General features: G+C 57.8%; 9 protein-coding genes. 8 read left to right on the top strand and 1 reads right to left on the bottom strand.

Annotated elements, in window-relative coordinates:
- Positions 1-15 precede the first annotated feature (15 nt).
- From BJF91_RS21225 to glcF, 4 genes are all read left to right on the top strand, one after another.
- Complete coding sequence (locus BJF91_RS21225) at positions 16-2250, top strand: methyl-accepting chemotaxis protein (protein WP_075616545.1); 2235 nt, start codon at positions 16-18, stop codon at positions 2248-2250.
- A 247-nt stretch (positions 2251-2497) separates the two neighbouring features.
- The gene (locus BJF91_RS21220; RefSeq protein ID WP_075616544.1) at positions 2498-3955 is read left to right on the top strand and encodes an FAD-linked oxidase C-terminal domain-containing protein; all 1458 of its coding nucleotides are present in this window, start codon (positions 2498-2500) and stop codon (positions 3953-3955) included.
- Positions 3952-5109, top strand: coding sequence for an FAD-binding protein (locus BJF91_RS21215; RefSeq protein WP_075616543.1), 1158 nt, complete (start codon positions 3952-3954; stop codon positions 5107-5109). The genes BJF91_RS21220 and BJF91_RS21215 overlap by 4 nt, the downstream gene beginning before the upstream one ends.
- Before the next feature lies 1 nt (position 5110).
- Positions 5111-6436, top strand: coding sequence for a glycolate oxidase subunit GlcF (glcF, locus tag BJF91_RS21210; RefSeq protein WP_075616542.1), 1326 nt, complete (start codon positions 5111-5113; stop codon positions 6434-6436).
- 3 nt (positions 6437-6439) lie between these two features.
- On the opposite strand, the gene bhcR is transcribed toward glcF, so the two are convergent.
- The gene (gene bhcR / locus BJF91_RS21205) at positions 6440-7249 is read right to left on the bottom strand and encodes an HTH-type transcriptional regulator BhcR (RefSeq protein WP_075616541.1); all 810 of its coding nucleotides are present in this window, start codon (positions 7247-7249) and stop codon (positions 6440-6442) included.
- Between the two features lie 192 nt (positions 7250-7441).
- Between bhcR and bhcA the strand changes: the two genes are divergently transcribed.
- The 4 genes from bhcA to bhcD are packed head-to-tail and all read left to right on the top strand — an operon-like array spanning position 7442 to position 11773.
- A complete protein-coding gene (bhcA, locus tag BJF91_RS21200) occupies positions 7442-8632 on the top strand; it encodes an L-aspartate--glyoxylate aminotransferase BhcA (protein WP_075616540.1) in 1191 nt (396 codons plus the stop codon).
- Positions 8633-8643: 11 nt separating this feature from the next.
- A complete protein-coding gene (bhcB, locus tag BJF91_RS21195) occupies positions 8644-9591 on the top strand; it encodes a beta-hydroxyaspartate dehydratase BhcB (RefSeq protein WP_075616539.1) in 948 nt (315 codons plus the stop codon).
- 14 nt (positions 9592-9605) lie between these two features.
- Positions 9606-10769: a 3-hydroxy-D-aspartate aldolase BhcC gene (gene bhcC, locus BJF91_RS21190; RefSeq protein WP_075616581.1), complete on the top strand. Its 1164-nt coding sequence runs from the start codon at positions 9606-9608 to the stop codon at positions 10767-10769.
- A gap of 38 nt (positions 10770-10807) precedes the next feature.
- Complete coding sequence (gene bhcD / locus BJF91_RS21185) at positions 10808-11773, top strand: iminosuccinate reductase BhcD (protein WP_075616538.1); 966 nt, start codon at positions 10808-10810, stop codon at positions 11771-11773.
- Positions 11774-11871: the final 98 nt, after the last annotated feature.

Raw genomic sequence — 11871 nt, 5'->3', positions numbered from 1 at the left:
TTGGGAGGGAATTGAATGCGGCGCCTGTTCAAAACACGATACCAATGGACGATTAGTAAAAAAATTCCCGCGCTCACGGTCGGCATAGCTGTCGTGTCATGTAGCGTAGTCGCTACATATGCGGGTATCACATCGTTTTCAGCGACACGGGATCTGATTGGCAAGCATCTCGAATACATAGCGAGCACTAAGCGCTACACGGTCGCGTCGAAATTAAGCAGCACGCGCCTCGAAGTCGAGGCACTGGCTGCCAATCCGGGACTGGTGCAACTGTTTGATGACACCAACAACGGCTTGAAGATGTTGCCGGCAGAAATCGTATCGGCCCTCTCCAGCAAAAAAGAAGCGGGCAGCGATATTACGGCTGGCGCGCCGGACAAGGCCAAGTATTTCCTATCGAACTACGCGAAGCTTGAGCAATGGCTACGGCAATTCAGCAGTGAACACAGATACGCCAGTATTACCCTTATAAACAAAAATGATGATCTCGTATTCAGCACCGGTAAAGAGCCGTTGGGTCCGTTGAAGGCGGACACCTCAGCCGGTCGACTCGTCGCCTCCTCCCAAGATGCCAAAAACATCACAATGACGGATTTTACCGCACCTTCGGTGGTGGGGCCGGGGGAAGCCTATTTTACGGTCGGAGTTGCGGATCCATATAATCCGAACGAGCGAAGCGGAACATTGGTCGTGGCGGTGAGTACAACGGTACTCGACGACATTATGCATGACGCGGCGGGCTTCAGCGCCCGCGGTCAAGCGGTGATCGTGGGCGATGACGGGCGCCTACGCTCAACATCCCGTTTTGGGGCTTCGCAAGACGAGACTGGATCAATCGACACGCGCTTCCTCGCAGAGGGCATATCTTCAGGCACTTTCGAGGGTCTGAACGTGCTTTCTGCTTCCGAGACATTGAAGTGGGGGGGCCGGCAACTCACCGTGGTGGCTGTGGAGCCGACGGCTGAGGTCTTCGCCCCAGCAGTTATGATGATTTACAAGATTCTCGGAATAACCGGATTTACAGCGTTCGCGACGCTCATCGTGTCGATCATGGCTTCTCGCTCTATTTCAAAGCCAATCACCCGGCTGGTTTCGAGCATGAAGAGGCTCGCCACGGGTGACACAACCGGGCGGATTGAGGGCATCGATCGTGGTGACGAAGTGGGTGACATGTCACGCGCAGTTGTCGTTTTTCGTGATAATGCCGTGGCGAAGACCAACGCCGAGGCCGATGCGCTCAGGGCTGAAAAGCTTGCCGGAGCCGAACGCCTGGCCATGGAGGCCGAAAGGATGAAGCGGCTCAAAACCCAAGCCGAGATTGTCGACCAGATCGGTCGTGGCCTCTCGGCGCTCGCAAAAGGTAATCTCAGGTGTCAAATTTCCGGAAGTTTTCCTGACGATTACCGGCAACTAAAGAGCGATTTCAATGACGCGCTTGTGCAGTTGAATCATACGATCCAATCCGTTGCAGGGCAGGCGACGTCAATGTCAGCCACGCTCGACCAGATCAGCAATGCCAGCAACAGCTTGGCGGCGCAAACCGAGCGACAAGCCCTCGTCCTTGACGAAGCGGTCAACACGATGACTGCGATTGCGCGAGATGTCAGCCAGACGGCTGCCGCTGCCACTAAGGCTGACCAACTGGTTTCCGAGGCCCATAAGGCGGCCGCGTCATCCGACGAGATCATTTCCAGCGCGCTGAGTGGCATGGCCGAAATCGAGCGTTCATCCCTCGATATCGCCAGCATCATCACCGTTATCGACGAGATAGCCTTCCAGACAAACCTTCTTGCCCTCAACGCTGGGGTCGAGGCATCGAGGGCAGGCGATGCCGGCAAGGGCTTTGCGGTGGTTGCCTCAGAGGTGCGTGCGCTGGCGCAACGCTCTGCGGAGGCGGCAAAGGAAATCAAGGGCCTGATTGACGTCTCATCTCAACGGGTCGAGAAAGGAATGCAACTCGTGGGTTCGACGAGCGATGTCCTAAAATATGTAGCCAACCACATCAAACTTATCAGGTCTATGGTATCTGAAATAGCGACCACAGCTGCTGGCCAAGCCAATCATCTCGCTGAGTTCAAATCGACGATATCCCAGATCGATGCCGCCACACAGCGGACCGCTAGCATGGCCGACGAATCCATGGTGGCGTGTCGGTCATTGCAGAGCGAAGCCACGCATCTGCAAACACTCATCAGTCAGTTTTCGTTAGCCGATAATAAGTCAGCCGAGCAGCAATTGCTTGCAAGCTAGCTTTTAGGGTTTGGCTGCCGCTTGACAATCAAACCGCGACGACATTACCCAAACTTACCCAGCTCACCCCCCGTTTCACCTCCACCTTATCTGATCCATGGGATATTCAGCAGGGGCGTCCGTGGCGTGGAACGGTGAGTAAAGGACGTCTTGGCTCCCGAGCATGCCTTTTCGAGGCCCGGCTAGAGGCGCAGGCATAGGTGTGAGTAGCGCTCGCATCGTGATCAACCCAAGGGAGGAGCTTTTCATGGGAATCATAGCCATGCCGGAACCTGACCGGCGCATACTCGCCAGAGCCTCATACATTGTCGATCGGCTCTTGGCTGCGCTTCCGCCAGACACGGTTATCTCGGATCCTAAAGAGACCCGTGCTTACGAGTGCGACGCATTAGCTGCTTATCGTTGCCCGCCCTTTGCGGTGGTTCTGCCGCGGACGACGGAGGAGGTCTCAGCAGCGATGAAGATTTGTCATGACCTGGGCGTGCCCGTTATTCCGAGAGGTGCTGGCACATCGCTAGCCGGCGGGGCGTTGCCAACGGCTGACAGCGTGGTCATCGGGACCATTCGCTTGCGCGACGTTCTGGAGGTTGACACCGCGAACCGCTTCATCCGCGTCCAAACAGGTATCACCAATCTGTCGGTGAGCGCCGAGCTGGAGGCTGAGGGTTTCTTCTACGCACCGGATCCGTCCTCCCAGCTCGCATGCACCATTGCCGGGAACATAGCGATGAATTCCGGCGGCGCGCACTGCCTCAAGTATGGTGTCACCACGAACAATCTAATGGGCGTCCGGATGGTCATGGCCAACGGAGATATCGTCGATCTCGGTGGGCCTTTGCTGGGTGGAAGCGGGCTCGATATTTTGGGCCTGCTATGCGGTTCGGAGGGGCAGCTTGCAATCATCACCGAGGCGACTTTGCGCATCCTGCCAAAGCCGGAAGGCGCGCGCCCGATCCTCATCGGATTTGACAGCGCCGAGACCGCAGGCAAGTGCGTAGCGAGCATCATTCGGTCCGGTCTGCTCCCCGTTGCAATCGAATACATGGATAATGTCTGCCTGCGGGCGATCGAGACTTTTGCGAACGCCGGATATCCAAACTGCGCAGCGGTTCTGATTGTCGAGGTAGAGGGTTCCGACGGTGAGATCCTTCACCAGATCGAGCGGATTCGCCAGATCGCTGAAGAGCTCAACCCTGTGGAGTTTCGCATCAGCCGCAACGCGGATGAGTCGCTTGCCATCTGGAAAGGCCGCAAGTCGGCCTTTGGTGCCATGGGAAGGCTCGGCGACTATCTGTGTCTGGATGGAACCGTACCCGTCTCGCAGTTGCCTTATACACTGAAGCGCATCGGCGAGCTTTCCAAAGAGTACGGCCTGGAGGTAGCCAACGTCTTCCACGCCGGTGACGGCAACATGCATCCCCTAATCCTGTTCAACGCCAATGCGCCCGGCGACCTAGAGCGGGCGGAAGCATTCGGAGCCGATATCCTCCGGCTCTGCGTCGACGTCGGGGGGTGTCTGACCGGGGAGCATGGCGTCGGAATTGAGAAGCGCGATCTGATGACCAAGCAATATTCGGCTGAAGACCTGGCGATCCAGATGGAGATCAAAAGCGTCTTTGACCCAAACTGGCTGCTAAATTCGGCCAAGGTTTTCCCCCTGGAAGCAAGTCAGCCATACAGGGGCGAGGTGGTGAGGGGCCGATGAACATCGACGAGTCAACAATTGAGGCATCTCATTCCCTCATCAGTCCGAAGGACGAAGCCGAGCTCGCAGCTTTCGTTGGCGAAAGCCATGCAAGGGCAGCGCCGATGCGCATTGTCGGGGGCGGGACGCGGATTGAGGCGGGAGCCGCCGAAGCGGAGCATATTCTCACAACTCGCAAGATGTCGGGGATCGTAACCTATGAACCGGGCGCATTGACGCTGATCGCGCGCGCGGGCACGTCCTTGCAGGATGTGGAAGACGCGCTGGCAGCCGAAGGGCAGGCCCTGGCGTTTGAACCAATGGACCACAGGGAAATCCTCGATTCAAAAGGCACACCGACGATCGGCGGCATTGTCTCCGCTAATGTCTCAGGACCACGACGAATCCAGGCCGGCGCATGTAGAGATTACCTTCTCGGTGTTCGGTTCGTTGATGGTCGCGGCCGAACAATCAAGAATGGCGGCCGCGTGATGAAAAATGTCACCGGGCTTGACCTCGGCAAGCTCCTTTGCGGCAGCTTTGGCACTCTGGGTGTGCTGACGGAAGTCGCGCTGAAGACGCTGCCTCGGGCTGAAGTCGAGAAGAGCTTGGCATTTCCTCGGATCACTCTCCGCGATGCATGCGAAATCTTCGTCGCAGCTCTCGCCATGCCGTTCGAGGTGTCCGGCGCCGCGTTTCACGGGGGTACTGCATGGTTGAGGGTCGAAGGTTTCGAGGCACAAGTCGACTATCGCGTGGAACGGCTCAAGGAGCTGTTCTTGCCCCGGGAAATCAATGTCGTCGCGGACGCTGTAAGCCGCAGCGTGTGGCGTGACCTGCGCGACGTTAAACATTTCGCGGATTCGAAAGCTCCGATTTGGCGGATCCTGATCAAGCCGAGCGAAGCACCGGCCGTGGTAGAGGCACTGCGTCAGCTTGGCGGAGATGCATCTGCCGATTGGGGCGGGGGCTTGATCTGGTTCTCAGGTGTGGCCGCAAGTGCGGCTGTTCGCAAAGCCGTGGGCAAGGGACGCGCGATGCTGGTGAGACGTGGTCCGCTGCCTGCCGCCGACCTCTTCCCACCTGAATACGGCGCCGTTGCCCGGATATCAGCGTCGCTGCGCAAAACATTCGATCCCGCCGGGATCTTCAATCCCCGCCTGATGGGCAACTGAGATGCAGACGAACTTTACCGAAGCGCAACTGGCCGACCCCGCTACCCAACGTTCCAACGAAATCTTGAGATCATGCGTCCACTGCGGCTTCTGCACGGCCACATGTCCAACTTACAAGGTGCTCGGCGATGAGCTCGATAGTCCGCGCGGCCGCATCTACCTGATCAAGGACATGCTGGAGAACAACAGGAAGCCGGATGAAAAGACGGTGATGCATGTCGACCGGTGCCTGAGTTGCCTCAGTTGTATGACGACCTGCCCGTCCGGCGTTCACTACATGCACCTTGTCGATCACGCGCGCGCCTACATTGAGCGGAACTACAAACGTAGGTGGGACGACCGGGCGCTTCGATGGCTTCTCTCGAAGATCCTGCCCTATCCCAACCGATTTCGCTTTGCACTGGCATGCGCAATGCTCGCTCGACCCTTGAGGAAAATTGTTCCGGATCTCCGGCTCAGGGCGATGCTGGAAATGGCGCCGGACCGAATACCGCTCGCGAGCAAGAATGATCGGCCGCAATGCTTTCCTGCTGAGGGTCAGGAGATCAAACGCGTTGCTCTTCTCACCGGCTGCGCACAGCGCGCCCTCAACACCGACATCAATGACGCGACCATCAGGTTGCTGAGACGGCACGGCTGCGAAGTTGTCATTCCGCAGGGAATCGGTTGCTGCGGCGCGCTTACCCATCATATGGGTAAGACCGATGACAGTCATGCGATGGCCGCTGCCAACATCCGGGCGATCGTCGCCGAGCTTGATGGTAAGGGGCTTGATGCCGTCGTCATAAATACCTCAGGCTGTGGGACCACGGTCAAAGACTATGGTCACATGTTCCGCAATGGTCCGCTGGCCGCTGATGCTGGACGCGTTGCAGCTCGTGCGAAAGACATTTCCGAGGTGATTGCCGACGTCGGGCTGAGGGACCCGTCGCACGCCGAACCGCTGCGCGTCGCCTATCATGCCGCATGTTCCTTGCAGCACGGCCAGCAGATCCGCTCGACGCCAAAAGACCTGCTGAAAGCCGCCGGATTCCAAGTGTTCGAGCCCCGTGAAAGCCACATCTGCTGCGGGTCAGCCGGCACTTACAATCTGATGCAGCCGGCAATATCGGTCGACCTCAAGACGCGCAAGGTCGCGACACTTGAGGCGACGCTGCCCCAGGTGATCAGCGCGGGCAATATAGGCTGTATGATGCAGATCGGATCGGCAACGGCCATTCCGGTGGTTCACACGGTGGAACTTCTCGATTGGGCAACAGGTGGCCCCATGCCCCCGAGTCTGGCTGCCCCGCCCGAAGTGCCGGTTCGAGAAGAAGCGCACGCCTGACCGTCATGGCGCACCAATGCGGCGGGACACCATGCTCGCCGCGCGTCTCACACGCTCTCCAATCTGGTGCACGTCGGCGTCCTGGAGGCGAATTTTCGGTCCGGAGACAGAGATGCCTGCCACGGCCTCTCCATGCACATTGAGGATCGGCGCCGCGACACATCGCATACCCCAGGTGCGTTCCTCGTCGTCAAACGCATAGCCCCTTTCTCGCGTCCTTTGCAGTTCCTCTTTCAATTGATCGAGGGAGCGCACGGTGTTTTCCGTAAACCGCTCGAGTTCCCTCGTCTTGAAGAGAGCCGTGAGCCGATCACCGTCATAGGTGCTGAGAAGTGCCTTGCCGATGCCAGAAGCATGCAGAGGAGACAGTGTTCCCGGTGGAAAAAAGGCCCGGATCGACTCGTGCGTCTCCACTTGGCTTATGAACAGGACATGACCGCCCTTCTCGATCCCCAGATTGGACGTCTCCCCCGTTTCCAGCATGAGCTCGCGCATGATTGGGCGGCTACGCTCGACGACGTTGGATCTGCGCAGAAACGCCGAGCCCAGCCGATACGCTTCAGGGCCGATATGCCAGACCTGGCGATCGGGGCTGATTTCGACGAATTCACGCCGTTCAAGAGTAGCCAACACGCGGTGCATCGTGGCCGTTGATTGACCAAGATGGTCAGCGAGCTTCGAAAGCGTCATACCCTCCGGTGTAGCGAGAGCCTCTAGTACATCCAGTGCCCGGTCGAGTGCTTGAATGGTGTTTTGTGACTGTGGTCCATTGAAGGCTTTCGGCCGTCCTCTTTTGCGCATTTCAACGGGCATCGGAAATCGTCTCCGTGAGAATGGGTTCAGAAAATCTCTGAACTGAAAAATTGCTTTGTACAATGAAAAAACTTAATTGCTTGTTTTCACGAAGATTATAGCCGTTGCATCAGGTTCTAAAAACCATTTTCAGAAAAATATCTTGTGCGCGGCTCTCGTGTTAGGAGTTTCTCACACGCGGAGGACGCCTAGATGTACATGCAAAACCCCGTCTTTATCCCTGGCCCGACTAACATGCCCGAAGTTCTTCGAAAGGCTTCTGACATGCCGACGCTGGATCACCGTTCGCCGCTGTTCGGTGAGATTCTGAGGCCGGCTCTTGCGGGCGTAAAGAAGGTTCTGAAAACTGAAACGGCGTCGGTATTCGTATTTCCCTCTACTGGCACGGGCGGGTGGGAAACCGCTATTACCAACACGCTCAGTCCGGGTGACCGCGTATTGGCGGCCCGCTACGGCATGTTCAGCCACCGCTGGATCGATATGTGCCAACGCCATGGTCTCAAGGTCGATGTCATCGAAAGCGTATGGGGCGGCGGCGCGCCTGCCGACCGGTACGAGGAAATCTTGACGGCCGACACCGGACACGAAATCAAGGCGGTTCTCGTCACGCACAACGAGACGGCCACCGGGGTTAAATCGGACATCGGTGCGATTCGCCAGGCAATAGATGCTGCCAAGCATCCAGCCCTGCTTTTCGTCGACGGCGTCAGTTCCATCGCGTCGATGGATTTCCGCATGGACGGATGGGCTGTCGACATCGCGATTACCGGTTCTCAAAAGGGCTTCATGCTGCCCGCCGGCCTGGCAATTGCGGCGTTTTCAGCTAAAGCGTTGGAAGCACTGGATAGCGCAAAGCTTCCGCGCACGTTCTTCGATGTCCGCGATATGACGAAGAGCTACGCGAACAACGCTTACCCCTACACACCGGCAGTCGGCCTGCTGAATGGCTTAAAGTTGTCGACGGAACTGTTGCTGGCGGAAGGGCTGGAAAACGTATTCGCAAGGCACCGGCGCATTGCCTCCGGTATTCGCGCTGCTGTCCGGGCCTGGGGCCTCGAACTCTGCGCAAAAGATGAGGAACTCTACTCAGACACTGTTAGCGCAATCCGCACGCCCGAAGGTTTCGACGCCACATCGATCGTCACGCACGCCGCGAGAAAGTACGACGTCGCTTTCGGGGTTGGCTTGGGCGAAGTGGCCGGGAAGGTGTTCCGCATCGGACATCTCGGCAGCCTGACGGACGTGATGGCCTTATCCGGGATTGCTACGGCCGAAATGGTCATGGTCGACCTCGGCCTCGAAATCACACTCGGATCAGGTGTTGCAGCCGCACAGGATCACTACCGGAACGTCCACTTGTCTGCAGTCCAAGCTGCGGCTTGAGGAGTTGAATCATGTATATTCCAACGCTCGCTGACATGGTTGCCGCACATACGCGGATCAAACCTCATATCCATCTTACGCCGGTTCTTACGTCGAGCTACATCAACGTGCTTGCGGGCGCCGAACTGTTCTTCAAATGCGAGAACTTCCAGAAGGCGGGCGCCTTCAAAGCTCGTGGCGCATCGAACGCCGTCTTCGGCCTAAGTGACGAGCAGGCCGCCAAAGGAGTCGCAACGCATTCATCGGGCAACCACGGAACCTGCCTTTCCTATGCCGCCGGCCGGCGGGGAATTCCATGTACCGTGGTCATGCCGCACACCGCGCCACAGGCAAAGAAGGATGCTGTTCGCGGATATGGTGGCAAGGTTGTCGAGTGCGACCCTTCGACTTCGTCACGCGAAGCCGTTTTTGCAGACGTTGTCGCCGAGACAGGCGCAGAATTCGTCCATCCCTACAATGACCCCAGGGTGATTGCCGGCCAAGGAACGTGCTCGAGGGAATTGATCGAACAAGTGGACGGGCTCGATGCCGTCGTCGCGCCGATCGGCGGCGGCGGTATGGTCTCCGGCACCTGCCTCACCCTGTCCAATCTCGCGCCGGGCATCAAGATTTATGCGGCTGAGCCGGAGCAGGCGGATGACGCCTACCGCAGTTTCAAAGCCGGACACATCATCGCTGATGACGCGCCGAATACGGTGGCCGATGGTCTGAAAGTCCCGCTCAAGGATCTGACCTGGCATTTCGTCAGGAACCACGTGTCCGATATCCTCACGGCCTCCGAAGAGGACATCGTCGACGCGATGAAGCTCATCTGGAAGCGGATGAAAATCGTGATGGAGCCTTCCAGCGCAGTGCCGCTTGCGACGATCCTGAAGAACAAGGAGATCTTCGCCGGGAAACGTGTCGGCATCATCGTCACGGGCGGCAACGTCGATCTTGACAAATTACCTTGGCAGTAAAGGGAGATCCAATGATGAACATCGAAACGAAATTCGCTGGCATGGAAGTCGGCTACGACGTGCCGGCTCTTCCTGGAATGAAAGTCGACGAAATCCAGACGCCTTGCCTGATCCTCGATCTGGACGCGCTTGAACGCAACATTCGCAAAATGGGCGATTATGCAAAGGCGCATAACATGGGTCACCGCGCACACGGGAAGATGCACAAATCCGTTGATGTCTTGCGGCTGCAGCAGGAACTTGGCGGCGCTGTCGGGGTCTGTTGCCAGAAGGTGTCCGAGGCCGAAGTCTTCGTTCGCGGTGGTATCAAGGATGTGCTGGTCTCGAACCAGGTTCGCGACCCGGCAAAGATCGATCGCCTGGCACTCCTGCCGCAGCATGGTGCGCGCATCATCGTCTGCGTCGATGATCTCGCAAATGTCGAAGAGCTCTCGAAGGCGGCACAGAAGTACGGCACGACGCTGGAATGCTTCGTGGAGATCGATTGCGGCGCCGGACGCTGCGGCGTCACGACGACGTCGGCCGTCGTCGAGCTCGCCAATGCCATCCATGCGGCACCCGGTCTCAAGTTCACCGGCATTCAGGCCTACCAGGGCGCGATGCAGCACATCGACAAATATGAAGACCGCAAGGCGAAGCTCGATGCGGCCATTGCCCAGGTCAAGGATGCCGTCGATGCCCTTAAGGCCGAAGGTCTCGAACCAGAACTGGTCAGCGGCGGCGGCACCGGCAGCTACTATTTCGAGAGCAATTCGGGCGTCTATAACGAGCTGCAATGCGGCAGCTATGCATTCATGGATGCCGACTACGGCCGCATTCAGGACAAGGATGGCAAGAGGATCGACCATGGCGAATGGGAGAATGCGCTCTTCATTCTGACCAGTGTGATGAGCCACGCCAAAGCCGACAAGGCAATCTGCGATGCCGGCCTCAAGGCACAATCGGTCGATTCCGGGCTGCCCTTTGTCTACGGTCGCAACGACGTGAAATACATCAAATGCTCCGATGAGCACGGCGTTATCGAAGACCTGAACGGCGTTCTCAAGATCAACGAGAAGCTTCGCCTCGTTCCCGGCCACTGCGATCCTACATGCAACGTTCACGACTGGTATGTCGGCGTCCGCAACGGCAAGGTCGAAACTCTGTGGCCAATCTCAGCCCGCGGTAAAGCCTACTAACATCAAAGGCGGCCGCGGCCGCACCGATCGGAGACCTTATGCTCATCGTCCCTGAGAGAGAGATCGCTAATCTCATCACCGCGGCTGACTGCTTCACCGCTGTGGAACGCGTATTCGCGTCTATGGCCAACAAGGCGGCCTACAATTTCCCAGTCATTCGGGAGGCGATTGGTCATGCGGATGCGCTCTACGGCTTCAAGTCCGGGTTTGATCGCGAGAGCTTAGCACTGGGCCTCAAGGCGGGTGGTTTCTGGCCGAATAACGTATCAAAGGGACTGACGAATCATCAGTCGACCATCTTTCTTTTCGACGCCGATACGGGAAAATGCCGTGCGGCCGTCGGGGGCAATCTGATTACTGCGCTCCGCACGGCAGCCGCGTCGGCAGTGTCGATCAAATATCTTGCCCGACAGGAAGCAAAGGTGCTCGGCATGATCGGCGCGGGGCACCAGTCCGCCTTCCAACTTCGTGCAGCCCTTCAGCAGCGGCAATTCGAGAAAGTGGTGGCTTGGAACTTCCATCCCGAGATGCTGAGCCGCCTGGAACAAGTCGCCAATGACGAAGGGCTTCCTTTTGAGGTGCTTGATCTTGAGCGGCTTGGGGCCGAGTCGGACGTGATCATCTCGATCACCTCATCCTTTGCCCCACTCTTAAAAGCATCGCAGGTTCGGCCAGGCACCCATGTGGCCTGCATGGGCACCGACACCAAGGGAAAGCAGGAGGTCGAGCCGGAACTAGTCGCCATGGCCACCGTGTTCACCGACGAAATTGCGCAAGCTGTGACCATCGGTGAGTGCCAGCACGCCGTCGAAAGGGGCATCACCAACAAAGAGGCAATTATCGAAATTGGTGCGGTGATCAGTGGAAAACATCCCGGCCGAAGCTCAGCGGATGAGATCACGCTCTTCGATGGCACCGGCATTGCGCTGCAGGATCTTGCTGTCGCTTCGGTGGCCGTCGAGCTGGCGTTGGTGAAAGGTGTCGCCATCGAGATTGATTTTTGAAAATTGTACCCACCATACAAGATAGCTTCCGTTGGTGGATGATCACAAAGACGATACTTGTAAAAGGCGGCCAGGCTTTTTGGGAATTCGGCGCTGTC

This window comes from Gillisella taibaishanensis (assembly GCF_001938985.1).
Classification (GTDB): Bacteria; Pseudomonadota; Alphaproteobacteria; order Rhizobiales; family Rhizobiaceae; genus Allorhizobium; species Allorhizobium taibaishanense.
The sequence above is the reverse complement of the archived record's forward strand: the minus strand, read 5'-3'. Positions and strand labels throughout refer to the sequence as shown.